The sequence below is a fragment of the Mucilaginibacter sp. 5C4 genome (genome assembly GCF_034345625.1).
GTDB classification, from domain to species: domain Bacteria; phylum Bacteroidota; class Bacteroidia; order Sphingobacteriales; family Sphingobacteriaceae; genus Mucilaginibacter; species Mucilaginibacter aurantiaciroseus.
The window spans coordinates 1,963,355-1,988,037 of record NZ_CP133775.1; the positions used below are offsets into that span (position 1 = coordinate 1,963,355).

Below are 24,683 nucleotides of genomic sequence, written 5' to 3' on the forward strand. Positions count from 1 at the left end.
TTTCAATGTTATCAGTTCCTTAAAAATATTAATACGTTAAACATTTTTACGCCACTATAATTAATGACTACTTATCCGAGCCAATTTAGCAGCCAGCAACTGCTGGAGATATTGACCCAGGCAAAAACCGCAACCGCTATACACAGTACCGATGAAATGATCATCGAGACCGCTAACGATGCTATGATTGCTATTTGGGGTAAAGACAGAACTGTAATAGGCAAACCCCTTGAAGATGCCCTGCCCGAATTAAAAGGCCAGCCATTTTTAGGTTTATTGCAAAGCGTGTTACACACAGGTAAAACGATTTCAGGGAGCGAAACCCGCGCCGATCTTGTAGTGAACGGCGTATTACAACCCTTTTACTTCGATTTTGAATATAAAGCCATTACCAATGCGGCAGGCGCGGTAATATGTGTGTTAAATACCGCAATTAATGTTACCGACCGTTACCTGAGCAGCCAGCGCGAAATGCAACTGGAGGTTGACTTGCAGGCCGCAAATGAAGAATTGGCGTCAACCAACGAAGAACTTGCGGCATCAAACGAAGAGTTAGGCGCATCAAACGAAGAGCTGGCTTCAACCATAGAAGAATTGACGGTTACCAATGAGGAACTGGCAGAGTCGCAGGAGATACTGCAAACCATGAATTATACCCTGGCCGAGAGCGAATCGAGGTTTAGAAGTATGATGAAGCAGGCACCTGTAGGTATTTGCATTATCCGCGCCGGCGATCTGATGATACAGGAGGTCAATGATGCCTACCTGGAACTGGTAGGCAGGCATCGTAGTGCTATGGAAAACCGCACCATTTGGGAGGCAGTACCGGAGTCTGCATCAACTTATGCCCCTATTATGAACGAGGTGATAAGTACAAACATAGCATTCCATGCAAGCGAACACGAATTTACCTTTAATCGTAATGGTATAACTGAGCAAGTTTTTGTAAATTTTGTTTACGAACCCTTTACCTATGCCGAAGGCTTTATGAAAGCAATTATGGTAATTGCCTTTGAAGTTACTGACCAGGTTTTAGCACGCCAAAAAATTGAGCAAAGCCAAAACAGGCTTAACAGCATGGTAATGACCGTGCCAATAGGTATGACTGTTTTACGCGGGCGCGATTTAGTAATAGAGGTTGCAAACGACCCGATGTACGAGATATGGAGCCGTACGCCCCACCAAACTATTGGTAAAAAGTTGATGGATGTTTTTCCCGAACTTATTGATCAGCCCTTCCCCCAATTATTGCAAAATGTATTTAATACAGGCGAACGTTTAGCCATCCCTGAAATAGATGTAAGGATAGCAACACCAATGGGTGAAGTAAATTATATAATTGATTTTGCCTACGACCCGTTGTTTGATCTTGAAGGAAATGTTGAAGCCGTATTAACAACGGTATCAAATATAACCGAGCAGGTAAAGGCTCGTGAGGAATTGCAAAAGGCCAGGGATACCCTAAAACAAGCTATTGAATCGGCAGAGATGGGGACATGGTCGGTAATGTTAAGTACCGATGCCCTTACAGTATCTGAACAGGGTAAGAAAATGCACGGTTTGGCAGATAATGCTAAATTAACACTTAAGGATACCTTAAAGCTTATTGCTCCTGCTTATGTTGATAAGGTTAAAAATGCGATACAGCAGTCGATGGAAACAAACCAAAGTTTTGATGTAGAGTATATCATCAACCCGGCAGATGGAAGCAAGCCAAGGTGGCTAAAATCAACCGGTAAGGCTTATTATGATGACGACAATAAGCCCAAAAGCGTTGCCGGTATCATGATAGATATTACCGAAAGCAAGGCTTACGACCAGCAAAAGGATGATTTTATAAGCATTGCCAGCCACGAACTTAAAACCCCGGTTACCAGCCTCAAAGCTGCCCTGCAGTTGATGGACAGGATGAAAGAAAAGGATAGTCTTTCACCCCAAATGATGGCAAAGCTGATAGAGCAAAGCAACCGCAGTATGGACAAGATAAGCACCCTTATAGAGGATCTGCTTAACCTTAGCCGGATGAACGAGGGGCAGTTGAGGCTGGAGAAGTCGACTTTCACGATAGCTGACCTGCTGAACCAATGCTGCAACCATGTGCGTGTTGCCGGCAAGCATGAGCTGATAACCCGGGGCGATGAAAAACTGAAAGTAAACGCTGATGAACACCGTATAGACCAGGTGATCGTAAACATGGTAAACAACGCGGTTAAGTACGCGCCAAACTCAAAACTAATTATACTTTCTATAGAGAAACAAGGTAAAATGGCTAAAATATCTGTAAAAGATACTGGCCCTGGCATAGCGCCAGAAAAACTTTCTCGCCTGTTTGAGCGTTACTACCGTACCGATGCATCCGGCTACCAAAACTCCGGTTTGGGGTTAGGCCTTTACATTAGTGCCGAAATTGTACGCAAACACGGCGGCGAAATAGGGGTAGATAGTGAGCTGGGCAAAGGCAGCACATTTTGGTTTACATTACCTTTAAAATAGCGAAAAGTTGTAGGATATGACCGTAAAAATATCGTTAGGGTATTTTTAATTTTTACTTTTATCATCTAATTAAGAGCTATTGAATACCCTATCCTATCCGGTCCCTGAGAATGAAAGTGAGCGTTTAGCTTCCTTAGCGTCTTATAACATACTTGATACCGCTCTCGAAGTAGACTTTGAAGAGCTTACCATACTTGCATCAGAAATTTGCCAGACACCAATTGCGCTTATTAGCTTAGTTGACGACAGGCGCCAGTGGTTCAAATCAAAATATGGTGTTAAAGTAAGCGAAAGCCCTAAAGAGTTCGCTTTTTGCGCGCATACTATCGTCAATAAAAATGAGGTGATGGTAGTGCCTGATGCGCGAGAGGATAGTCGTTTTGCCACTAACCCGTTGGTTACCGGCGATGAAAAAATTGTTTTTTATGCAGGTGTTCCATTGCTTAACGAGGATGGGCACGCGCTTGGATCGTTGTGCGTTATTGATCATGAACCAAAAGAACTTACCGAGAAGCAATTAAAGGCCTTACGGGTACTTGCCAAGCAGGTTTTAAACCAAATGGAACTGCGCCGTAAAATAACCAGGCTGCAAAAAAGTAACGACGATCTGCTGGAGGCAAATATGTTTATCCAAAAGTTTGCTTCTACTGCTGCGCACGATATAAAAAACCCGTTAAGCAGCATTTTGCTTACATCGCAGGCACTGCAAATGCGCCTGCAAAACACCGGCGACCATAAAAGCCGCAGCCTTGCAGGGCTTACCATCAACGCATCAAAACGTTTGTTGGCACTGGTTGATAACATGCTGGATTACTCTACACAGCCATCCAGTTTATTATCAAACCAGGAAACTTTAAAGCTGAATGTGCTTTTAAAGAATGTAATTGAATTAGTAGATGTCCCGGCCAGCATCACTATAAATATGCCCCGTAACGATCATGAATTGGTATGTTCATCAGTTGCGTTAGAACAGATCTTTTTAAACCTGCTTACCAATGCCGTTAGATATAACGATAAAGAAAAAGGTATTGTAAACATACTTTTTAAAGAGGATGGAGATAGCTATCACTTTAAAGTTACTGACAACGGTATGGGCATCGCCGAGAAAAACCTGGGCAAGATCTTCGAAAAAGATGTAACGCTTAACACCTTAGACCGCTTTAATAAAAAGGGTAAAGGCCTTGGCTTATACACGGTTAAACTATTGGTAGAAAAACTCGATGGTATAATCCACGCGGAATCCCGCATAGGTGATGGCGCGGTGTTTGTGTTCTTCATCAAAAAGAATATTTTGGTTGATATGGGCGATACCGTTAGTATCTCAGATCGGCAATAACTTCGTCCAATAGCTTATTAAACTCTTCTGGTTTCTCCACCATCGGGAAGTGCCCGGTATCGTGTACGATCAATAATTTATAAGGGATCTTCTTCGCCACCAGGCCTGTAGTATCAGTAGGCTGGTAATCGCTGTTGATGAGGTATAACTTCTTTTTAGCTTTTAAAAGCGCCGCTGCATCATTAAAGTCATCCCATTCCTGTGTGGCGATAGCAACGGTGGAATCGGTGTGTGCAACATCATTCAAGATTCTTTCTCTAATGGCTTTGCTGGTGGTTTTATAAAACAAACCCTGGTTAAACCATTCGAAGGCTACAACTTTAAAATTTTTCTTCATGGCAGCGATGGCCTTAGCGTATTCCTGCTTATCCTTTACGCTATCTGTTGATGCGATGCCTACCGATTTAAAGTTATCCACCCCAACCAACGCTATCACATTCCCGGGCGCGTCAATCGCGCCTTGCAACACGATGCTGCCGGCCATAGAATGGCCAATTAGTATCACATTTTTAAGGCTGAGTTGGCTAATTACGTTTTTAATATCCTGGCCGTAGGCAGCAGTATTCCATTTGGCCCTGTTTTTATCAGATTTACCAAAGCCCGGCAGGTCTATGGTAACAACCCGGTATCTCTTGCCAAAGTAAGCTACCTGATTGGCCCAATAAGTTTTATTGATGGCCCAGCCGTGTACAAACAGGAGTGTAGTATCACCTTTACCGGTATCGGTATAATCTATCCTGACATTATTACTTATCAGGCTAACTTTTGAAGTTAGGTTTAATTTCTTTTGCGGCGAATTGCAGGCAAAAATAAAAGGCCACAGTAATGCTACCAGTAAAAGGCATAATGTTTTCATAGTGTAGGTGTTAAGTAATACAACGTTAAAGCAAAAAAAAGGTAATGACTAATTTACTGCTACCGTTTAACTTATTTTAACAATTAATCCCACACAATGTACCATTTGCTCTCGTCGTTTTTGGCGTAGCTAAGGCCGTCGCTCATTTGGTAAACGTCGCGGCCCTCTGTGGCATTGTAATAATTCTTACGTTCATAGATCCTCATGCCGCCATTCTCGTGTTGTAGAAACACCAGCAGGGCTTTCATAGGCGGGTCTATCTCGTGCAGCCACCGGGCTTCGCCCTCTTTTACAAATGCTGAACTCATAACTTAATTTATTTTGAATTATTTATAACACTTTCCATGCCGAAAACTTGTTATTTGGTGGAGATGGAACAGCTAAATATTTTTGATGGGGGAGGGCAGGCCCCCAAACTTCCTGCGGAATTAATGGACTATCGCCCAAACTGCTTCACTCGCGAGGAAAGCATCCACCTTATGCAGGCGTTAAAAACCACCATCCAGTGGAAACAGGAAACCATTCAAATGTATGGCAAGCTGCTAAATACACCCCGCCTTACCGCATGGTATGGCGATAACAGCAAAACCTACGCCTTTAGTGGTAAAAAGTATGATCCATATCCATGGACACCAGAACTGCTGTTCATCAAACAAGGGGTTGACGAAGCCACCGGAATAACGTTTAACAGCGTTCTGCTGAACGATTACCGCAACGGTAATGATTCTGTGGCCTGGCATGCCGATGATGAGCCTGAGCTGGGATTAAGCCCTGTAATAGCCTCGGTAAGCTTTGGGCAGATCCGCCGGTTTGATGTAAGGCATAAACAGGACCATAAGTTGAAGTATTCGGTAGAGTTGGAAAACGGCTCGCTACTCATCATGAAGGGCGACCTGCAACACAATTGGGAGCACCAGGTACCAAAATCTTCTAAAGCTTTTAGGGAGCGGATCAATTTAACTTTTAGGGTGATCAGTTAATGTTTTTTCAATTTGTATGGGTAGCGATAGCGAAGGATCTGTTCTGCATCATGGTCTCCAATAAATCAGAAAATTATCCACCTGACAAAATTACATTGGTCAAATTAGCATCAAAACCTTGTTTAACTATTAAGAAATATATAGTTATATATATATATTATAATCAAATAGTAATGTTATTTATATGAACTTAATATTCAATCAACTTAACTTCTTTAAGCCCATTTAGAATGGTTACAGGCAAATTGAAATAAAGTGTTATTTTTATAAACAGAGACATCATAAAAACCTTTATATGAAGAAATTGATCCTGTTAGCAATGTGCCTTGGCTTTAGCGCTATCACATTTGCACAAAGCACTATTAAGTTAGCCGATGCCGGCGTAACTTACGGGAAAACAGTTACAGCAGATAACGCCGTAAGCACCGAAGCACTGAACACCACCCTGAGCAGCGGTAGCGTGTACAACGGAAAGATCACCGGTACCGTAATTGAAGTTTGCAAAAAGAAAGGTTGCTTTATGAAATTACAGCAAGCTAACGGCCCACCAATTATGGTGCAGTTTACAGATTACGCTTACTTTATGCCACAAAACATTGTAGGCAAAACTGTAGTGGTAGAGGGTAAAGCCAAAGTGAAAGAAACTTCTGTTGAGCGCTTAAAACACTATGCTGCCGATGCCGGAAAAACCAAAGAAGAAATAGCCATGATCAACAGCCCTAAGAAAGACATTTCTATTATGGCTGATGGTGTTTTGGTAGTGAAATAGTATCACACACATTTCTATATTCCAAAGCCTGTAAGAAATTACAGGCTTTTTTGGTTTGCTAAACTGATCAAGATCTTCCCGGCTAATATCCTTGGTCCGGAGTTTATTGCTTCCATCAGGGATCTTTTCCCGGGGCAGTTGTTTATACCGACAGGCGGTGTAGAGATTGAAGCAGGTAATATTGCCGGGTGGTTTCGTTCCGGCGTATGCGCGGTAGGGATGGGCAGTAGCTTATTAGCCGTAATATATTGGATAAGAGGCTTTATAACCAGTTATATAATGATACGCTTAAAGCATTGGAATTGGTTCAGCTTAGTAAATAATAAATTATCTTTGCGGCCATATGGAGCAACAATCAAAAGACCCGCTGCACGGCAAAACATTAGAGGCTATCCTGAAAGCTTTAGTAGCACACCTGGGCTGGGCCGAAATGGGTTACCGCATCCGCATCAACTGTTTTTTGGATAACCCCAGCGTAAACTCCAGCCTCAAATTCCTCCGCAAAACGCCATGGGCACGCACCAGGGTTGAGGATTTGTATGTTGAATTTCATAAGGACATAGACAAGTAGATCAGTCGGCAATTCTCACACTGTCCCACTAAATATGACCAGTGAATAATGAATAAGTTAAGTTTTTGATATTCAATTAATTGCATTTTAACAATTTCGATTTTTATTTAAAGTGTTATTTTATATAAAATATCTTAATAAATTGTTATACAGTTATTTAAATAAAAATGAAAAGGTGTCCCACTTGTTTCTGAATGGGACAGAATGGGACACCTCTTTTTATGGGATTTTGACCGCCTTTTTTCGTCTTTTAAACGGCTTCAGTTAGTAAATAAATCATCATCCTAATACTTGTTTTAGGTTTCTTCGGGACAGTCGCCATAATGCTTATACATTGCATTTGAGACGCCGAAATAAATTCGGCATTACATACTCACTTCACTACCCGTGCTTTTTCTTCATGTTCATTTTGGCCTTGGTGCCCGAGCTGTAGTTGTATGTTTTGGAGTTCTCCGGTTTCTTCTCGTGGAAGGCTTCGCCGGGTACGTATTGGTTGGGGTCTGTTTTAGTATGCTTTTTAATTTTCTCTTTTTCTTCTTCCTTCTGCTTGCGGTCTTTCTCCATTACCAGATCATCGGGCAGGTCGGCTTTTTGCATTTTTTGGCCGGTGGTCTGCTCAATTTTGCGCACCTGGTCAAGTTCCAGGTCGGTAGCAAAGGTTAAAGCTAAGGTTTCATCCGCGGCATCAATATCATGGTTTTCAATATGCTGTATATAAACCTCTTTTTCGGCTGGCAGGTCCAGGTGAATAATGAACGGGATACCCGTAACATCAATGTGCTCCGTACCTTCATTCGCCACAATCAGCACCCGCAGGCTGCTATCCGCTTTAAATTCGGCAATATCGTTCACCTTGTTATACTCAAACGACATAGGGTTTATGGTAGTAACCGCGGTACGGAGGCGGTTATGCAGGCTTTTGTAAATAGTTTCGGCAGTAAGGCGGGTATTGGTGAACACAACCGTTTTGGTGAACAGTTCCTCGTCATACAAAAATAGGTTCAGCAGGTTTACCTTGGTGCCAAAGTTGGGTACATGGTAAAGGATCTGCGGATGCACGGGCAACAACTCCTCGGGCATTTCTTCCACCTCAATAGTCGCGGGCTGCAGCATGAACGGTGCTATCATTTTCTCCAGTTTGGCGTGCATTACCTCGGTAAATACCAGGCGCTGCGCGCGGCCAATACTGTTAGCCAGTTCTACAACAGGGAGTTGCAAACCTTTCTTAACTATCAACTGCGCATCATCCACCGCAAAGAAATCAACCTTGTTCAGGTTCAAGCCAAGCTTTAGGTAAATAGCGCGTGCCCTGTCGGGAGTGGCAACCACAATGTCAGATCCATCTGCAAGGTCGTCCATATTCTGCTCCGTAGTTTGTCCGGGGTGCAGGCTCACAATACGGATGGTTTTGTTTCTGTTCAGCCTGTCAAACTGGGCCAGTATTTCAAACACCTTTTCCTGGTCGGGGGCAAGCACAAGCGCTTTAGGCACGCCATCGGCACTGTGTTTAAATCGGTTCAGCGTAGCCAACACAAGCACGGTAGTTTTACCGCATCCCTCGGGGCCAATAGCAACCACATCCTGCCCGCCAATAATGCGGTTAAGCGTTTTTAACTGTATTTCTTTAGGGTTATCAAACCCAGCTTCTGTTACCGATTTTATTAATTGCTTATTCAGCTTAAATTTCTCTGCCCACGCCATTTCAAAAAATATAAAGAGCGCAAAGATACCAAAACCATCCCGCTTTTAAGAAACCGGGTGATTATCCGTAAATCGGCTTGGCTAATCTTTCATAATATTGTGTTCAGTATGCCGGCTATTTGGACTCACCCGGTCTTCGCTTCGCCCACCCACCCTCTTTGCGAAGCAGAGAGGGTCGCGCACGAAGTGTAGCGGGGTGAGTAAACTAAAAAGCGGTAAATATTGCTAATCACCACATCACAAACCTCAAAGATCTTAATTAGAAAACCATCAGAGTTAAATGGTATCATAAATGGATATTTACTACATTAGTTTATTAAACCTGCTCTAATTTATGAAAAAGCTTTTACTGTTGGCAGTGGTGCTATGCGCCATTACCCACGCACACGCGCAACAAAAATTTAACGGACTGGACGCCGGCATGGGCAACATCTACCGCACATCAGACGCGGTTAGCCGCTCCATCAGTCCCGAAAATTTTAACGGCGAAAAAGGTAAAGGCGGCATGGCCACCACGGGCACGGGCGCAGGTGCATCGCGCGGCCTGGGCCAAACCTGGAAAGTGAGCCCAAGCGTGATCATCAAAAAACACACTACCTATACCGTTGCCGAAATTAACGGCGAAGGTGCTATACAACATATATGGATGACACCTACCGGCAACTGGCGCAACTCCATTATCCGCTTTTATTGGGATGATGAGGCTACACCTTCGGTAGAATCGCCGCTAAGGATGAGCTGGAAGTAAATTAAAAGATATATATTCAGCTCACCAATTTAACACCTTACAATGTCAAAAGATAAAAGTTTAGCTGCTGTTGCCCTTATAACCTCCCTGTTTTTTATCTGGGGATTTGCCCTTAATCTTAATCCCATCCTTATCCCGCACTTAAAAAAAGCCTGCCAGCTAACAGATTTTCAATCCTCGCTGATAGACTCCGCATCCTACGTCGCATATTTTTTGCTGCCTATCCCGGCGGCGCAGTTCATGAAAAAGTATGGCTATAAAGGCGGTATTATTTTCGGGTTATTGCTATTTTCGGTAGGGGCTATGTTGTTTTACCCGGCAGCCGCGGTGCGCAACTACGCGTTCTTTTTAGGGGCTTTGTTCGTGGTATTCTCCGGGATGGCGTTTTTAGAGACCGCCGCCAACCCGCTCATTACCTTAATTGGCGACCCAAAAAGCTCTACCATCCGCATCAACCTGGCGCAAACCTTTAATGGAATGGCCGCAGCCTTTGCGCCGTACATTGGCGGCACGTTCATTCTGTCGGGCACGATTTTAACGGCCGCGCAGGAGAAAGCCATGCCACCGGCAGAACTGGAATCTTACTTAAACAACGAAGCTTCATCAGTACAATTACCGTTCGTTATCATCAGCATCGTAGTGTTATTGGTTGCCATATTAGTTTGGCGTACCACGTTCCCGGTTATCAAAGAAGAATCACCGGAAGTAAGTGCGATTGAAAATCAACCCCTGTTTGGCAGGATAAAAGCCCTTACCAAAAACAAACATTTGATGTCGGGCGTACTGGCCGAGTTCTTTTACGTAGGCGGGCAAGCCTGTGTAACCAGCTTCTTTATCCGCTACAGCGAGCATGTGGCCGGCTTTGGCGAGCATCGCGCAGCAACATTGTTAAGCATCGCCTTGTTGCTGTTTATGCTGGGCAGGTTATCGGGAACCGCTCTAATGCTGGTATTTAACCCGGTAAAGCTTTTGGTAACTTATTCCATTATAAATATCGGCCTTATTGCGGCAGCGGTAACTTTACATGGTGCGGGCGTTGTTTATGTGCTGATGGCGGTGCTGTTCTTCATGTCTATCATGTTCCCAACCATATTCTCGTTAACCATAAAAGACTTAGGCCCACAAACTAAGCTGGGTTCATCTTTAGTAATTATGGGGATAGTAGGCGGCGCGGTATTGCCCCCAATAATGGGCCGTATCTCCGATGCTTCAAACATCCAGTTCGCGTACATCGTTCCCGGTATATGTTTCGTCATGATCCTTTGGTTCGCGTTACGGAATTTGAAGGTGAAGAAGGTAGAAATGGGGACCGGGCATTAGAGAAGAGTAAAAAAACATGTACTGGCGCAAGCTTTCAGCTTGTGCCTAAACATAGTGTCAGCTTTCAGCTGACGCAAGCTGTAAGCTTGCCACGTTTTTTCACACAAGATACGCTGCGCTAATCTTGCGCGAATGGGGGTTTAGAGAAACGAGCCTGACGAACGGAACAATTACTTAAAACTGCGGCATAGCGTAACACACGGGTAGCACAGAAACTGATAAAGCACTGACTTATACAGGGTGTTACCAAGCCGCGACTTTTCTTTGGTTACTTTCTTTTGAGAGAAAAGAAAGTAACTACCACTAACGATTCATATTGCTCACTGCCGTTCCTCACAGGGCACTAAAAACTACAACACCCCCTTCATCACTTCCCAAACATTATTGGCTAATATCTTAGCACCTGCAGCAGTAGGGTGGATGCCATCTTTTTGATTTAGGCTGCGTACACCGCCAACGCCTTGCAGCAGGAAAGGTACCAGCGCCATGTTGTTTTTGGTAGCCAGCTTGGGGAACATCTCTTTAAAATCTTTCACGTAGGTGGCGCCCATATTTGGCGGTACCTGCATGCCCAGCATTACCAGTTTGGCTTTTGGGTATTTTGCTTTAACACGGTCAATAATGGTTTGCAGGTTTTTTTTGGTTTCCGTTACCGGGATTCCGCGCAGGCCGTCGTTGGCGCCAAGCTCAAGCACAAATACGTCAATGTGTTGTTTTAGGATCCAGTCGATGCGGCCCTTGCCACCGGCAGATGTTTCGCCGCTGAGGCCGCCGTTGATGATGGTATAAGGTAGCTTTGCCGAATCTATTTTGGTTTGTAAAACACTTGGGTAGGCTTCGGATGGATCATCAAGGCCGTAGCCCGCGGTTAAGCTATCGCCAAATACCAAAATGCTTTTGGTTGATGCACTGGTGGCTATTTTGGTAGTATCGGTGGATGTGGTATTGGTTGATGCAGGTTTGCTGCCACAGCCCGCAATGGTGATGGTTAGCGCAAGGGCAGAAGCTATTTTGAGTTTATTAAGCATAATTATTTTTATGAGTTCGACCGCAAAATTTCCAGCGGCGGTTTGTTTAAAATACCGCGACTGTTTAGCAGGCCTATAATAACCGTTAACAAAGTAATGATTAAAAAGATGGCTATCACCGGTAAAAAGTTAACGGCGTAAGGCATATCAAAGGTGTATTTAGCCAAGAGCCAGCTGCCGCCAATGGCGATCACGATACCCGTTAGGGCAGATAATGCGCCAAGGAACAGGTATTCTAAAGCTGTTATCGCGAGGATCTGTTTACGGCTGCCACCAAGGGTGCGCAGTAAAACACTCTCCTGGATGCGCTGGTATTTGCTGATACGGACGGACGAGATTAATACGATAATACCCGTAATGATGCTAAACCCACTCATGAATTTGATAACATAGCCAATTTTGCCAAGCAATTCATCCAGCACGTTTAGGATCAAGCCAAGGTCGATAATAGAAACGTTGGGAAACTGTTTCACTACTGCCTGCTGGTATTTGGCAGATACGGTATTGTTTGGCACATGGGTAAGCAACACGTGAATCTGCGGTGCATCCTCCAAAACCCCGGTTGGGAATACTACCTGGAAGTTTGTGGAAACTTTGTTCCAGTTTACCTTGCGGATGCTGCTGATGTAGGTATTCATCATTACGCCCTGAACATTAAAAACCAGTTTATCGCCAACCTTGGCATTAATGCGCTGCGCGAAACGTTCTTCGGCAGAAACCGGGATGTCTTTGCCGGGTTGGGCTTTGCCCGCCCATTTGCCGCTGGTTATTTTTTCTGAATTGGTGATGGAATCGCGATAAGTAACGCGGTATTCGTAGGTATAGGCCCGTTCGGCAATGCGAAGGGTGCTGTCCTTTTTGGCGTCAGCGGCGGTTTTGCCGTTCACTTTTTCCAGCCGCATGGTAATGATAGGCACCTGTGATAAAACCGGCAGGCCTTGTTTCCGGGTAAGATCGGCAACGGCTTTTTGCTGCGCGGTTTGGATATCAAACAAGATCATGTTCGACTGGTTATCGCCCGCTGAAAGCGTTACCTGCCCAATAAGCAATTGCTGGATGAGGAACAGCGTAGCGATAAATGCCGTGCTTAAACCGATGGAAACCGTTAAAATGATGGTTTGATTATTTGGACGATACAAATTGGCAAAGCCCTGTCGCCAAATGTAACTCCAACTGCTCATCACCAAAACCCTTGTAAACCGGATGAGCAGCCAGGCGATGACCGTCAAGATCAAAAATGCTACTGCGATACCAATAGTGAAAAATACCGCGCCCATCCAGTTGCCAATTTGCAGGTAAGCGAACGAGGTGATGAACAGCACCACCAAAATATAAACCAACCAGCGCAACGGGTCGCGGATGGTGGTGGTATCATCAAATGAAAGCCTTAATGTGTTTAGCGGTGAGATATTGCGGATAGAGATCAGCGGCAGCAAGGCGAACAGGATGGAGATAATGAGCCCCAACAAAATACCCTGCCCGATAGCCAGCCACGAAATACTTACCGATATGGTGATCGGCAGGAAATCTTTTAAAACCAGTGGCAGCAAATGCTGGATTGCTGTACCTAAAATAGCCCCGGCCACAGAGCCTATCAGCCCAATGCCTGTTATCTGGATGAGGTAGATCAAAAATGCCTCCGAAGCTTTTACACCCATACAGCGCATAATGGCAATGGAACGGATCTTCTCGCGGATATAGATATTAATAGCACTTGCCACGCCCACGCAGCCCAGTAGCAAGGCAATAAAGCCTACCAACGACAAGAACCTCGATAGATCGGCGAACGAGCGGCTGGTGCCTTCTTTTTTGCCTTCAATGGTATCGTAATTAAAGCCGGCCTTGTCCAGTTGGGTTTCCATGCCTTTGGCCAGTTTTTCTACATCGGTTTTATTGCCGAACTTGTAATAGTAACTGTAGTTGATGCGGCTGCCAACGGTGATCAGGCCTGTTTTATCTAAATACTGCATCGGGATGTAAACCAGCGGAGCAATACTTGCCGCGATGCCCGTTTGGCCCGGCGCTTTGTTCAGTACACCTGCAATGGCAAAGGTTTGGTTACCCACTTTTACCGAATCGCCTACTTTGGCGTTAAACTGCAGCATCAGCGTTTTATCAACCAAAGCGTACTTGCCGGTTTTGAATGAACGCCCTGCCTGCACCGGCGTGGTTTCCAGATCGCCATAATAGGGGAATTTACCCGCCAAAGCCTTTACCTGTACCAGCCTGGTCGAAAATGTTTTGGGGAACAGCACCATCGAGGGGAAACTGCGTTCCTGCGAGCGGTCGTCACCAAGTTTGTCTAATACCTTTTGCAGCTTATCGTCGGGTTCCTTATTGCCGCTGATGGTAAGGTCGGCCCCAATTAAAGTAGCCGCCTGCTCATTAATATCATTCTGGATATTATACCTGAACGAGTAGATAGCCACCAAAGCTGCTATCCCAAACACTATCGATGAGATAAACAGTAGCAGGCGCGAGCGGTTGCGGCGGCTATCGCGGAGGGCCATTTTAAACAGCCAGGCAAAGTTTATCTTCCTTTTAAAATTGAAATTGTCCATGGGTGCGTTATTCATTACCGGTTTTGTCATCGGCAACCAATTTGCCACCCTTAATTTTGATGATGCGCTGCGTTTTAGCCGCCAGTTCCAGATCGTGCGTTACCAAAACAAGCGTTGTGCCCGCCTCGCGGTTCAAATCGAAGATGAGCTTTACCACCTTCTCGCTGGTTTCGGCATCCAAATTCCCGGTAGGTTCATCAGCAAACAGGATCTTTGGCGAATTAGAGAATGCCCTTGCCAGCGATACCCTTTGCTGCTCGCCGCCCGATAACTGGGCAGGGTAGTGGTGCCCGCGGTCGGCAAGGCCTACTTTATCAAGCAGGTCAAGTGAGCGTGCTTTAATGTTCTTCTCGCCGCGCAGTTCCAAGGGAACCATCACGTTTTCCAAAGCTGTTAACGTAGGCAGCAATTGAAAGTTCTGGAAAATGAAACCTACGTACTGGTTACGTACCTGCGCGCGTTTGTCTTCGCTCAGGTTTGTAAAGCTGATGCCGCTGAGTTCAACAATGCCGCTGGTGGCGCTGTCTAACCCGGCGCAAAGGCCAAGCAGGGTGGTTTTGCCGCTGCCCGAGGGGCCTACAATGGCGTTGGTAGAGCCTGCGCCTATGCTGAAATTTATATTATCTAAAACTGTTAATTCGCGCCCCGCGCTCTTATAAGTTTTGTTTAGGTTTGATATGTTTAATATGGTTTCCAAAATGGGTGCTGTATTTATATAAAGGATTAAATAACAAAGAATAATTTATAACGGCAGTTTGTAAAGTGTTTACTTACACAAGCATTACATTAGTTTAGTTTTTTTAAAATGCCGAATATTTTTTACAATTGTAGAATAACGTATGCACATGCAAGAATATCCCGGGCAACAACGCATTTTAGTTGCTGTCGACTGTATTATATTTGGTTTTGATGGCTGGAACATTAAATTGTTACTGGTAGAACGTGATATCGCCCCCGAAAAAGGAAAATGGAGCCTCATGGGCGGTTTCATGAACCCATCCGAGAGCCCCGAAGACGCTGCCAACCGTGTATTAGAAGAACGTACCGGGTTAAAAAATGTGTACATGGAGCAATTCCGCGTATTTGGCAAACCCGACCGCGACCCGGTGGAGCGTACGCTGTCTGTAGCTTACTTCGCGCTAATAGATATCCAGAAATACGAAAAACAACTTACCAACGCCAACCACCCCGAGTGGTTCCTGCTCAACGAAATGCCCGACCTTGTGTTTGACCATGCAGAAATGGTAGCCATCGCCAAAAAGCAATTACGCTACAAAGCCGCGCTGCACCCCATACTTTTTCAATTACTGCCAGAGCGTTTTACCATCCCGCAATTACAGGCCTTGTACGAAGGCGTTTACCAAACCGAGTTTGACGACCGCAACTTTAGCCGCAAGCTGCTATCTACCGGCCTGCTGGTTAAACTTGCCGAAAAGGATAAGCAATCATCAAAAAAAGGGGCGTTTTATTACCAGCTGGATCAATCTAACTACGAGAAAAAGTTTGAAAAGTTCCTGAACCTGGTGCCAAACCCCGATAAATTCTTTTAAGGTTAATTAACTACCCAGCCTTTTTACAAAACATAACAGGCAGATTTATTTAGGTTTACAATAAAACTGCTTACATTTAATGCACTTGTTTGCGTACCAAACAGGCAGGGCTAATTATAACCGGTTATTAAAGTGAATAGGGTAAAGGCATTTGGTGTTTTAATAACATTCTTTTTTGTTTGCTGCAGTTTTTTAGGCCTTGCCCAAAGCACATCAAGCCAGGGGAGAGAATTTTGGACGGCTTATATGTCGCACTCGGAAGATAACGGGCCAAGCAAAATGGCGCTTTACGTTACGGCCGACGAAGCAACGACAGTTACGGTTGAGATCGCGAATGGTAGTTTCCCGGCCATTATTAGGCCTGTTTTACCTAACCAGGTAACCGAAATAAATGTCCCCCGGGATGAAGCATTTATTCAAAATCAGGGCAAAAGCCTTCAGGGGATCCACATCACTTCAGGAAAAAAGATCGCTATTTTTGCTCATATATTTGCCAATGCCGTATCCGGCGCGACACTTTTGTTACCCGTTGCCGTATTGGGTAAAAGTTATTACTCATTAAATTACACCCAGCGTTCAAACGCCCAAGTGAATACGTTTTCTACCTTTATGGTGATAGGTACCGGAGATAACACCACGGTAGAAATTACACCGTCGGCCAAGCTGGTGGATGGCCAGGTTGCCGGTATGCCATTTACGATAACATTAAATAAAGGCGAGGTATACCAGGGATTGTCTTTTACCGATCTTACGAACACGAAAATTGCCAGCATAAGCTCGGGCACGCAGAAGTGTAAAAAGATAGCTGTATTCTCGGGCAGTACAAAAATATTTATAGGTTGCGATGACAACAACAAAACATCCGATAACCTTTTCCAGCAGGTTTATCCAACAGCTTCGTGGGGTAAAAATTATATAACCGTTCCGCTTAAAAGCCGCAACTACGATATATTCCGGGTGGTGCTGAGCGATCCAAATACTACGGTCACCGTTAATGGGAACCCAATCCCGCCGGGGAGTTTACAAAGCAATAATGTTTACGAATTTTCATCCAATATTACCAATATTATTAAGGCCGATAAACCTGTTCAGGTAATACAATATGCCGTTACACAAGGTAAAACGCTGGCACCCGGCTGCCAGTTTGATCCCCGGGATGTAGGCGACCCCGAGATGATCTACCTAAACCCTGTTGAGCAAACCATCAACCATGTTACCCTTTACTCAACCGGGCATTACAATATCCTCAAGCATTTTATTAACGTAGTGATGCGGTCTGATAAAACCCCCACCTTTAAGCTCGATGGCCAGCCTTATACTGCCTTTATAGAAATCTTGAACGGGGCTGGATATGCCTACGCGCAAATTCCGGTTGGCGAAGGCACACACACCCTTGCTGCCGAAGATGGTTTTAATGCCATTGCTTATGGGTTTGGAGACAAAGAATCTTATGGATATTCGGCAGGTACAAACCTCAAAAATCTTAATGAGTATATTGAGTTGGATAACCCACAAACTAATGCCGGGCAGGTAAATGGATGTACGGGAGTGGTATATAAATTACAGATGGTATTACCCTATATAAGCACAAGCATAACCTGGAATTTTAATGACGGATCTCCGGCGAAAATTACAACTAACCCCGCGTTTACCACTTTTGTAAAGGATGGAACAACACTTTACCGGTACCAATACCGGGGCGTGCTGCCACCTTTTATCAAAGGGAATTATAACTATACCGCCACGGTTGTTAACCCCGCTGCGCTTGACGATTGTGGCACATCAAAGGACATTGATTTTGATTTTAATATTGCCGATTTTGCAAAAACCGACTTTAAACCCAGTGATAACCGATGTAGCGCCACAGATATAACCGTACACGATGAATCGGTTGTTGACCCCGCGAGCGTAACACAAATAAAACTATGGTGGGATTATATCAACCATCCCGAAATATTTGAATTGTATACCCCTGCCAATATCCCTGCGGATAAAAACTATCATCATACTTATGATTACTCGGTAACATCAACTAACTACATAATAAAGATGATCGTATATACAGGCGAAGGATCAGTTTGTGAGAACGGTAAAGAAAGGGCGATTACCATTTTAGGCAGCCCATCTGTTGAAATTACCCAGGTAGCCCCCATGTGCCGGGATGCCGGTAAGGTACAGATAACTAAAAATGATAAGGGTTTTCCAGGCAAGGGCACGTTTAGCGGGCCGGGCGTAACCGACGCCGATAAAGGTGTGTTCGACCCGGCAGTGTCCGGTGCCGGTACCTTTACCATAGCCTACCATTTTGTAGCCACGAATGGTTGCGATGTAACCGTTACGCAGGATATTGTGGTTAACCCTTTACCAACTGTAGATGCGGGCGATTTTATCCCCTTGCTTGAGGGCGAAAGTGTTGTGATCAAGCCCGTAGTAACGGGCGAAGGGTTATCCTACCAATGGGCACCGTCGGCAGGGTTAGATAATGCCAACGTTTTAAACCCTGTATGTTCTGCTATAGATAATACTACTTATACACTTACCGTTACAACGGCCAAAGGCTGTGTTGCATATGATGATGTATTTATAAAAGTGCTTAAAAAGCCTGTGATCGTATCCGCATTTTCACCCAACGGCGATGGTATAAACGATACTTGGGGAATTAAATATTTAGATACTTACCCCGGAAATACAGTTGATGTGTACAACAGACAAGGAGAAAAGGTATATTCGTCTGTTGGTTATGCATCGCCCTGGGACGGAAGGTTCCGCGGTTCGGCATTGCCAACCGGTACTTACTATTATATCATAAACCCTAAAAACGGCCGTAACGTTGTTTCCGGCAGTGTCACAATTATTAAATAATGTTAAAGAGAACTTTACTTTTTACAGGTGTAATGTTATGCATGGGCATATTTGCCTATGCGCAGCAAAAACCTCAGTACACCCAATATATTTTTAATAACTATTTGCTTAACCCCGCGGTTGCCGGTATTGAAAATTACACCGATGTAAAGTTAGGATACCGCAGCCAGTGGACAGGCTTGCAGGGTGCGCCTACCACCGCATATTTTACCATAAACGCACCATTGGGCAGCGATTTTACCCGGGGCGACGCGGCGTCGTTCCCGTCGGGTGGCGATAGCCCTTACAGCCGGTTGTATACTTCGGAGTATCGCGCGGCCGAACCGCACCACGGTATCGGCTTTTCGTTAATTACTGATAAGTCCGGGCCAATTGACCAAACCAACATCATGGCAACTTATGCCTACCACTTAGGTATCACCGAAAAATTGAACTTAGCGGTAGGGGTGTCTGCCGGGGCTAATCACCTGCACCTAAACACATCCGAACTTACTTTCGAAAACCCTGACGACCCAGTTTTAAGGGACCTGGAAAACAATAAGTGGAAACCCGATGCTGCCATAGGTATCTGGGCGTATTCGTCAAACTATTTCTTTGGTATATCTGCACAACAAATTTTGCCACAAAACCAATATATATCTACCAATAACGGGCAAAACCTAAGCAAAACCGTGCCGCATTATTTTGCAACTGCCGGCTATAAGTTTTATTTGTCTGATGATGTAAGCTTTTTACCATCAGCACTCATCAAATTTATACAGCCTGCACCAACCACGTTTGATATAAATGCAAAACTCTCCTTTCGCGATAGGTTTTGGTTTGGTGGCTCGTACCGTAAGGATGATTCGTTTGGGATCCTGGCGGGCTTTAACCTCAACTCGTTCATCAACGTAAGTTACTCTTACGATGCCACAACATCTGCCCTGCGCACCGTAAGTAATGGCTCGCATGAAATTGTTATAGGCCTTATGCTGAATAATATATACAAGTTAACCAGCCCGCAGCACGGGTGGTGAGTTTAGTTAATGGTTGATGTATCATAGTTAAAAAAGAAATTAAATGGCATTTAGGTTTGAGGATTTGCAAGTTTGGCAGAGGGGCTTAGATCTCTGTGAGGAGATAAATCAGCTTACTAAATTATCCCCAAAGAGGAAATTTACATTATTACATCTCAAATAAAAAGAGCAGCTGACTCCGTAGTGCTGAATATCGCGGAAGGATCTACCGGGCAAAGCAAAGCAAAGCGGTATTTAAAGTGGTTCTTGGATACTCGTTACGATCACCCATCGAAGTGGTGAGTTGTCTGTTTATTATTAGAAAAAGAGGATATATATCTGATGATAGCTTCGGAAGCTGTATACAGATTACGAAAGTTTGGTGAAAATGATAACCGCTTTACGAAATTCGCTTAAGTAAGGCAGCTATTGCGAACTATGAGCTCTTTTAATAAAGCAACTATCCTGAACCATTAACTAAAAGCTCTTCGTAAAATAAGGCAGCTACCATGATCTATGAACCATCAACCATGAACTAACCTATAGCTCTTTCCTCAACCTTGCTACCGGGATGTTCATTTGTTCGCGATATTTGGCAACGGTGCGGCGGGCAATGTTGTAGCCGGCTTCTTTTAGTATGTCGGTCAGTTTTTCATCGGCCAGCGGGTGGCGTTTGTCTTCCCTGCCTATGTGCTCTTCCAATATCTTCTTAACCTCTTTGTTTGATACTTCTTCACCGCTTTCGGTTTGGATGGCCTCGCTGAAGAACGATTTTAGCAGGAACGTGCCAAACTCGGTTTGTACATATTTAGAGTTAGCCACGCGCGATACGGTAGATATATCCATGCCAATACGGTCGGCAATATCTTTCAGGATCATCGGTTTCAGGTTCTTGTCATCACCGGTCAAAAAGAAATCGTACTGGTACTGCATAATGGCGTTCATGGTTTTCAGCAGGGTTTGCTGGCGCTGTTTAATAGCATCTATGAACCACTTTGCCGAATCGAGCTTTTGCTTTACAAACTGTACAGCCTCTTTCAGTTTTTTATCTTTTTGCGATGCCTTGTCGTAATGCTGAAACATCTCCTGGTAAGAGCGGCTCACCTTCAGTTCGGGCGCGTTCTTAGAGTTTAGGGTCAGGATCAGGACACCATCATTGTTCTTGATATGAAAATCGGGGATCACCTGCATTTGCTTGGTGCTTACCTCATTACTATCGCCCGGTTTTGGGTTAAGCTTCAGTATCTCGTTCACCACACCACGCAGCTCGATAGAGTTCATGTTTAATGATTTCTCCAGTTTGTCGTAATGCTTGCGGGTAAACTCGTCCAGGTAGTTCTCAACCACCAGCATCGCTTTGCGGATGATAGGGTCGTTAGGGTCTTTTTTACGGAGTTGGATCAGTAGGCATTCCTGCAAACTGCGCGCGCCAACACCGGCGGGGTCAAAACTTTGGATCACTTTAAGCATGTCCTCCACTTCTTCATCCTCGGCAATAACGTTCTGCGAAAAAGCCAGGTCGTCGGTTAACGACATAATCGGCCTGCGCAGGTAACCATCATCATCCAAGCTGCCTATAATTTGCTTGCCTATGCTAAAGTCTTTATTAGATACGGGCAGTAGATCAAGCTGTGCCTGCAGGCTCTCAAAAAAGGAACTTTGCACGGCAATAGGGATCTCTTTACGCTCATCCTCATCATCACCATTTTGGTCGTATCGGCTGCCGTAATCGTTTACGTTATCGTCTTGCAGGTAATCGTCTATATTAAACTCATCCATGGGGCCCTGGTCTTCTTCGCCTTTGTAGGTGTCTTCGTCAGGGTCGCGGTCGGGGTATTGTTCTTCTGGTTCGCTAATGGTTAAACTAAGGTCTTCCAAGGCAGGGTTCTCTTCCAGTTCTTCTTTAATACGGGTATCTAAAGATACGGTAGGCACCTGCAACAATTTTATAAATTGTATTTGCTGCGGCGAGAGTTTTTGTAAAAGTTTCTGTTGAAGGTTTTGTTTAAGCATAGTGGGTAGACGAGGCCAAAAATACACCAATTACCTTAAAGTTTAAAAATTACTTGTAACAGGCGTATTTACGTTCTAAAAATGCATTTGCGGGAATTTTGTTTGGACGTACATTAGTTTTTTTGCTAACTTTAATTACACAACAATTAAACATTATGGGATTTGTAAAAGAGTTTAAGGAATTTGCCGTAAAAGGTAACGTATTGGATCTGGCTGTAGCGGTAGTAATAGGTGCGGCATTTAGCGCGATTGTAAAATCGCTGGTAGAGGATATTATTACCCCCGCGGTGCTAAAGCCTGCTTTAAATGCAGCTAACCTCTCCGACCTAAGCGCCCTGAAAATACCCGGCACGGCTATTAAGTACGGTAACTTTTTATCACAGGTTATCTCTTTTATTATCATAGCCCTTTCGCTGTTCATTATTATAACTGCCATAAACAGGTTCAAGAAAAAAGAAGAAGTTGCACCAACGGTAGAGCCGGTGCCATCTAAAGAAGAAGTTTTACTTGGAGAGATTAGGGATATTTTGGCTAAGAAAGCATAAAAAATAGACTTAAGGTAGCGAAAGAGCTTATGAACGTTGTAGAAAAACTGCGCCAGATAGCCCTTTCGTTACCTGAGGTTGCCGAATACCCTCACTTCGAAAAAACTTCCTTCCGTGTATACAAAAAGATCTTTGCAACGGCGGTACCCGAGCATAGCAGGGCGACTATAAAGCTATCACCGGCCGAGCAGGATATTTTTTGCACGTTTGATAGCACGGTTATCTACCCCGTACCCAACAAATGGGGCAAACAAGGGTGGGCACACATCAACCTGCAAGCCATAAAAGAAGAAATACTCACCGGGATCCTCAAAGCCGCCTACTGCGAAATAGCCCCCAGGCATTTAGCCGCGCTTGTAAGTTTTGAGTAAAATAAATCAAAACCTTTCCTGGTAGTTGAACTATGGACTAAAACGTCTTCGCCAGTTTCGGGTTCGTCAGTATCACATAATCGCCCAGTTTGGTGAACTTGTTCCAGTCGGGGTTATCGAAGCTGTCATCGGCATAGGCTTGTATATTTAGTATCTTAACTTTAGGCAGATACTTTTTTAGTTGTGCCGCCGTACCCAGCTTTTCCTCGCTGTGGAAACCACCATTCACCTGGAATACTTTATACCCATTGTGCGCTTTCAGGAACTGGGCGATGTTCCAGCCCATGGTGGCATCCCAAACGTTTTGCGATTGGTAGATCTTTAAATTACCCATAGCGCTATGTCCGCCCATAATGGTTACAAATTTTTCGTAATAAGGGCCTGTAGCGGTATCGATTGGTAAAGGGGCTAACCAACCCTTAGCTGCCGGACTAAGCTTATCCAGGCTGCTTAAACCGCCGCGGGTAACCATATTGGTGTAGCGGGTAGGGGCGTTGGCCGCAACCACAGGGATATGGCCCGCTTTGGCCGTTTCTATCATGGGGCGATAATCTTTATAGTTCTGCCAGGCGCGGCCCTCGGTAATTAAATTCTTCTCGCGGATCTGGTCTGCCAGGTATTCGTTAAGCACCGTTTGGCAATCCGTTTGGAACATTTCCATAGATAAACCTGCCTTGCCGGGATATTTATCAGCTATTTTTTTAAAAAGCAGGCTTTCGAGATAATGCCCGGTGCTGTCATTGTGCTCTTCACCGAAGAATAGCACGTCGGCCTTGTCAAGGTCGGCAATAATTTCATCGGCGGTTGCTAAGCGCTGTTTGGCAGTATTATATATTTTGTAATTTTGCGCCATTGGGTCCTGGCAAAAGGCAATTGCAGGGAGTAAAAGCAGGAGTAAAGCGGCTGTAAATTTCATAGCGTGGTTAGGTATGTTAATAAGTTGATAAATATCGAGAATCAAAATACAACATTACTATTTGAAAAAACTAAAAAAAAGGCTACATTTGCGCTCTTGTTTTTAAAAAGGACGATAAGAATAATAGAATAATATATCATGAAAAGAACGTTTCAGCCCTCACAAAGGAAAAGAAGAAATAAACACGGTTTCCGTGAGCGTATGTCAACTGCTAACGGCAGAAGGATATTGGCAGCAAGAAGAGCAAAAGGCAGAAAAAAATTATCTGTTTCTGACGAGCGCAGCCACAAAGCATAATTCTGGTTGTTTACTCCTTGTAAAAGGGGCTGACCCGCTTGTGTAAACATATTTTCGGTTCAGCATCAGCAACTATGTATACTTTTAAAAAAGAAGAACGGTTATGTAATAAAAAGCTTATCGACGGTCTTTTTCATAACGGTTCTTCTTTTTTATGTTATCCTTTCAGAGCTTCATGGGCGCTTACCGATGGTGAGCAGCAGTTCCCCGTGCAGATTGTATTTTCTGTAGCCAAGAAGCGTTATAAACGCGCGGTAGACCGTAACCTGGTTAAACGCCGCATGCGCGAGGCTTATCGCCTCAGCAAACAATCCCTGCTTTACGATGTGTTAGACGGTGCCGGTAAAAAGCTTGTGCTTTCCATTAGTTATATTGGTAAAGAAATTTCCCCATACGATCTTTTTGAGAAGAAAATGATCAAGCTATTGAATCAGCTTGCAGGGGAGGCTATTAAATGAAATTTTTGTGGGATATCAATAAGCGCATCATAGGCGGCTTATTTTTATTGCTGATCAAGATCTACCAATATCTAATATCGCCCATTTTGCCTAATGCCTGCCGGTATACACCTACATGTTCGCAATACGGTATCGAAGCAATTAAAAAGCATGGGCCGTTTAAAGGCGGATGGTTAACCCTAAAACGTATAGCCAGCTGCAACCCATGGGGTGGCCACGGGCACGACCCGGTACCCGATTAAGTCAAAATTCAAAAGTTAAAAGTCGAAAATTATGATTTGCAGCTTTTTTTAATTTTGACTTTTTAATTTTG

General features: G+C 44.3%; 24 protein-coding genes. 16 read left to right on the forward strand and 8 right to left on the reverse strand.

Annotated elements, in window-relative coordinates:
- Nucleotides 1–63 precede the first annotated feature (63 nt).
- Together RHM67_RS09295 and RHM67_RS09300 are read left to right on the forward strand one after the other, a co-directional pair.
- A complete protein-coding gene (locus RHM67_RS09295; RefSeq protein WP_322231892.1) occupies nt 64–2,493 on the forward strand; it encodes a PAS domain-containing protein in 2,430 nt (809 codons plus the stop codon).
- Between the two features lie 79 nt (nt 2,494–2,572).
- Entirely contained in the window at nt 2,573–3,829 is a 1,257-nt protein-coding gene (locus tag RHM67_RS09300; protein WP_322231893.1) for a GAF domain-containing sensor histidine kinase, read from the forward strand.
- Here RHM67_RS09300 and RHM67_RS09305 read toward each other — a convergent pair.
- Nucleotides 3,807–4,685 (reverse strand): alpha/beta hydrolase, encoded by an 879-nt coding sequence (locus tag RHM67_RS09305; protein WP_322231894.1) that lies wholly within the window; start codon nt 4,683–4,685, stop codon nt 3,807–3,809. The two genes, RHM67_RS09300 and RHM67_RS09305, sit on opposite strands and share 23 nt — an antisense overlap.
- An 83-nt stretch (nt 4,686–4,768) precedes the next feature.
- A complete protein-coding gene (locus RHM67_RS09310; RefSeq protein WP_322231895.1) occupies nt 4,769–4,993 on the reverse strand; it encodes a hypothetical protein in 225 nt (74 codons plus the stop codon).
- A gap of 36 nt (nt 4,994–5,029) precedes the next feature.
- Here RHM67_RS09310 and RHM67_RS09315 point away from each other — a divergent pair, with 36 nt between their 5' ends.
- From RHM67_RS09315 to RHM67_RS09325, 3 genes are all read left to right on the forward strand, one after another.
- The gene (locus RHM67_RS09315) at nt 5,030–5,665 is read left to right on the forward strand and encodes an alpha-ketoglutarate-dependent dioxygenase AlkB family protein (RefSeq protein ID WP_322231896.1); all 636 of its coding nucleotides are present in this window, start codon (nt 5,030–5,032) and stop codon (nt 5,663–5,665) included.
- A 295-nt stretch (nt 5,666–5,960) separates the two neighbouring features.
- Nucleotides 5,961–6,434 carry a DUF4920 domain-containing protein gene (locus RHM67_RS09320; RefSeq protein ID WP_322231897.1) on the forward strand — a complete coding sequence of 158 codons (474 nt, stop codon included), beginning with the start codon at nt 5,961–5,963 and terminating at the stop codon, nt 6,432–6,434.
- Nucleotides 6,435–6,777: 343 nt separating this feature from the next.
- Nucleotides 6,778–7,005: a VF530 family protein gene (locus tag RHM67_RS09325; protein ID WP_322231898.1), complete on the forward strand. Its 228-nt coding sequence runs from the start codon at nt 6,778–6,780 to the stop codon at nt 7,003–7,005.
- A 381-nt stretch (nt 7,006–7,386) separates the two neighbouring features.
- Here the strand turns inward: RHM67_RS09325 and RHM67_RS09330 are convergent, their stop codons facing one another.
- Complete coding sequence (locus RHM67_RS09330) at nt 7,387–8,706, reverse strand: DEAD/DEAH box helicase (RefSeq protein WP_322231899.1); 1,320 nt, start codon at nt 8,704–8,706, stop codon at nt 7,387–7,389.
- Nucleotides 8,707–9,040: 334 nt separating this feature from the next.
- Here RHM67_RS09330 and RHM67_RS09335 point away from each other — a divergent pair, with 334 nt between their 5' ends.
- Together RHM67_RS09335 and fucP are read left to right on the forward strand one after the other, a co-directional pair.
- A complete protein-coding gene (locus tag RHM67_RS09335) occupies nt 9,041–9,454 on the forward strand; it encodes a hypothetical protein (protein ID WP_322231901.1) in 414 nt (137 codons plus the stop codon).
- Nucleotides 9,455–9,496: 42 nt separating this feature from the next.
- The gene (gene fucP / locus RHM67_RS09340) at nt 9,497–10,774 is read left to right on the forward strand and encodes an L-fucose:H+ symporter permease (RefSeq protein WP_322231903.1); all 1,278 of its coding nucleotides are present in this window, start codon (nt 9,497–9,499) and stop codon (nt 10,772–10,774) included.
- Between the two features lie 350 nt (nt 10,775–11,124).
- Here fucP and RHM67_RS09345 read toward each other — a convergent pair whose 3' ends face one another.
- From RHM67_RS09345 to RHM67_RS09355, 3 genes are read right to left on the reverse strand one after another with little or no spacing between them, the layout of a single operon-like run.
- Complete coding sequence (locus RHM67_RS09345; RefSeq protein ID WP_322231904.1) at nt 11,125–11,802, reverse strand: arylesterase; 678 nt, start codon at nt 11,800–11,802, stop codon at nt 11,125–11,127.
- 8 nt (nt 11,803–11,810) lie between these two features.
- Nucleotides 11,811–14,378: an ABC transporter permease gene (locus RHM67_RS09350; protein ID WP_322231905.1), complete on the reverse strand. Its 2,568-nt coding sequence runs from the start codon at nt 14,376–14,378 to the stop codon at nt 11,811–11,813.
- Nucleotides 14,371–15,060, reverse strand: a complete 690-nt coding sequence (locus RHM67_RS09355) for an ABC transporter ATP-binding protein (protein WP_322231906.1) — start codon at nt 15,058–15,060, stop codon at nt 14,371–14,373. The genes RHM67_RS09350 and RHM67_RS09355 overlap by 8 nt, the downstream gene beginning before the upstream one ends.
- 148 nt (nt 15,061–15,208) lie before the next feature.
- Here RHM67_RS09355 and RHM67_RS09360 point away from each other — a divergent pair, with 148 nt between their 5' ends.
- From RHM67_RS09360 to RHM67_RS09375, 4 genes are all read left to right on the forward strand, one after another.
- Nucleotides 15,209–15,913 (forward strand): NUDIX hydrolase, encoded by a 705-nt coding sequence (locus RHM67_RS09360; protein WP_322231907.1) that lies wholly within the window; start codon nt 15,209–15,211, stop codon nt 15,911–15,913.
- A 132-nt stretch (nt 15,914–16,045) separates the two neighbouring features.
- Nucleotides 16,046–18,775, forward strand: a complete 2,730-nt coding sequence (locus tag RHM67_RS09365) for a gliding motility-associated C-terminal domain-containing protein (protein WP_322231908.1) — start codon at nt 16,046–16,048, stop codon at nt 18,773–18,775.
- The gene (locus RHM67_RS09370) at nt 18,775–19,791 is read left to right on the forward strand and encodes a type IX secretion system membrane protein PorP/SprF (RefSeq protein ID WP_322231909.1); all 1,017 of its coding nucleotides are present in this window, start codon (nt 18,775–18,777) and stop codon (nt 19,789–19,791) included. Before RHM67_RS09365 ends, RHM67_RS09370 begins: the two co-directional genes overlap by 1 nt.
- A 159-nt stretch (nt 19,792–19,950) precedes the next feature.
- Nucleotides 19,951–20,073 carry a four helix bundle protein gene (locus tag RHM67_RS09375; RefSeq protein WP_322232183.1) on the forward strand — a complete coding sequence of 41 codons (123 nt, stop codon included), beginning with the start codon at nt 19,951–19,953 and terminating at the stop codon, nt 20,071–20,073.
- A 237-nt stretch (nt 20,074–20,310) separates the two neighbouring features.
- Here RHM67_RS09375 and rpoN read toward each other — a convergent pair whose 3' ends face one another.
- Nucleotides 20,311–21,783, reverse strand: a complete 1,473-nt coding sequence (rpoN, locus tag RHM67_RS09380) for an RNA polymerase factor sigma-54 (protein WP_322231911.1) — start codon at nt 21,781–21,783, stop codon at nt 20,311–20,313.
- A 155-nt stretch (nt 21,784–21,938) separates the two neighbouring features.
- Here rpoN and mscL point away from each other — a divergent pair, with 155 nt between their 5' ends.
- Nucleotides 21,939–22,328, forward strand: a complete 390-nt coding sequence (gene mscL / locus RHM67_RS09385) for a large conductance mechanosensitive channel protein MscL (RefSeq protein ID WP_322231912.1) — start codon at nt 21,939–21,941, stop codon at nt 22,326–22,328.
- A 29-nt stretch (nt 22,329–22,357) separates the two neighbouring features.
- Entirely contained in the window at nt 22,358–22,699 is a 342-nt protein-coding gene (locus RHM67_RS09390) for an MmcQ/YjbR family DNA-binding protein (RefSeq protein WP_322231914.1), read from the forward strand.
- Nucleotides 22,700–22,736: 37 nt separating this feature from the next.
- On the opposite strand, the gene RHM67_RS09395 is transcribed toward RHM67_RS09390, so the two are convergent.
- Entirely contained in the window at nt 22,737–23,615 is an 879-nt protein-coding gene (locus RHM67_RS09395; protein ID WP_322231916.1) for a ChaN family lipoprotein, read from the reverse strand.
- A 138-nt stretch (nt 23,616–23,753) separates the two neighbouring features.
- Between RHM67_RS09395 and rpmH the strand changes: the two genes are divergently transcribed.
- The 3 genes from rpmH to yidD all read left to right on the forward strand — a co-directional run bounded on the left by rpmH (nt 23,754) and on the right by yidD (nt 24,612).
- Nucleotides 23,754–23,912, forward strand: coding sequence for a 50S ribosomal protein L34 (rpmH, locus tag RHM67_RS09400; RefSeq protein ID WP_252757415.1), 159 nt, complete (start codon nt 23,754–23,756; stop codon nt 23,910–23,912).
- 74 nt (nt 23,913–23,986) lie between these two features.
- Complete coding sequence (locus RHM67_RS09405; protein WP_322231917.1) at nt 23,987–24,370, forward strand: ribonuclease P protein component; 384 nt, start codon at nt 23,987–23,989, stop codon at nt 24,368–24,370.
- Nucleotides 24,367–24,612, forward strand: coding sequence for a membrane protein insertion efficiency factor YidD (yidD, locus tag RHM67_RS09410; RefSeq protein WP_322231919.1), 246 nt, complete (start codon nt 24,367–24,369; stop codon nt 24,610–24,612). Before RHM67_RS09405 ends, yidD begins: the two co-directional genes overlap by 4 nt.
- The last annotated feature ends 71 nt before the right edge of the window (nt 24,613–24,683 follow it).

Coding starts and splice junctions, on each gene's coding strand:
- RHM67_RS09325 (WP_322231898.1), top strand. CDS start 6,778: ATGGAGCAACAATCAAAAGACCCGCTGCACGGCAAAACATTAGAGGCT.
- RHM67_RS09390 (WP_322231914.1), top strand. CDS start 22,358: ATGAACGTTGTAGAAAAACTGCGCCAGATAGCCCTTTCGTTACCTGAG.
- mscL (WP_322231912.1), top strand. CDS start 21,939: ATGGGATTTGTAAAAGAGTTTAAGGAATTTGCCGTAAAAGGTAACGTA.
- RHM67_RS09330 (WP_322231899.1), bottom strand. CDS start 8,706: ATGGCGTGGGCAGAGAAATTTAAGCTGAATAAGCAATTAATAAAATCG.
- RHM67_RS09350 (WP_322231905.1), bottom strand. CDS start 14,378: ATGAATAACGCACCCATGGACAATTTCAATTTTAAAAGGAAGATAAAC.
- RHM67_RS09405 (WP_322231917.1), top strand. CDS start 23,987: ATGTATACTTTTAAAAAAGAAGAACGGTTATGTAATAAAAAGCTTATC.
- rpmH (WP_252757415.1), top strand. CDS start 23,754: ATGAAAAGAACGTTTCAGCCCTCACAAAGGAAAAGAAGAAATAAACAC.
- RHM67_RS09360 (WP_322231907.1), top strand. CDS start 15,209: ATGCAAGAATATCCCGGGCAACAACGCATTTTAGTTGCTGTCGACTGT.
- RHM67_RS09335 (WP_322231901.1), top strand. CDS start 9,041: ATGAAAAAGCTTTTACTGTTGGCAGTGGTGCTATGCGCCATTACCCAC.
- rpoN (WP_322231911.1), bottom strand. CDS start 21,783: ATGCTTAAACAAAACCTTCAACAGAAACTTTTACAAAAACTCTCGCCG.
- RHM67_RS09315 (WP_322231896.1), top strand. CDS start 5,030: ATGCCGAAAACTTGTTATTTGGTGGAGATGGAACAGCTAAATATTTTT.
- RHM67_RS09345 (WP_322231904.1), bottom strand. CDS start 11,802: ATGCTTAATAAACTCAAAATAGCTTCTGCCCTTGCGCTAACCATCACC.
- RHM67_RS09295 (WP_322231892.1), top strand. CDS start 64: ATGACTACTTATCCGAGCCAATTTAGCAGCCAGCAACTGCTGGAGATA.
- fucP (WP_322231903.1), top strand. CDS start 9,497: ATGTCAAAAGATAAAAGTTTAGCTGCTGTTGCCCTTATAACCTCCCTG.
- RHM67_RS09370 (WP_322231909.1), top strand. CDS start 18,775: ATGTTAAAGAGAACTTTACTTTTTACAGGTGTAATGTTATGCATGGGC.
- RHM67_RS09305 (WP_322231894.1), bottom strand. CDS start 4,685: ATGAAAACATTATGCCTTTTACTGGTAGCATTACTGTGGCCTTTTATT.
- RHM67_RS09320 (WP_322231897.1), top strand. CDS start 5,961: ATGAAGAAATTGATCCTGTTAGCAATGTGCCTTGGCTTTAGCGCTATC.
- yidD (WP_322231919.1), top strand. CDS start 24,367: ATGAAATTTTTGTGGGATATCAATAAGCGCATCATAGGCGGCTTATTT.
- RHM67_RS09310 (WP_322231895.1), bottom strand. CDS start 4,993: ATGAGTTCAGCATTTGTAAAAGAGGGCGAAGCCCGGTGGCTGCACGAG.
- RHM67_RS09395 (WP_322231916.1), bottom strand. CDS start 23,615: ATGAAATTTACAGCCGCTTTACTCCTGCTTTTACTCCCTGCAATTGCC.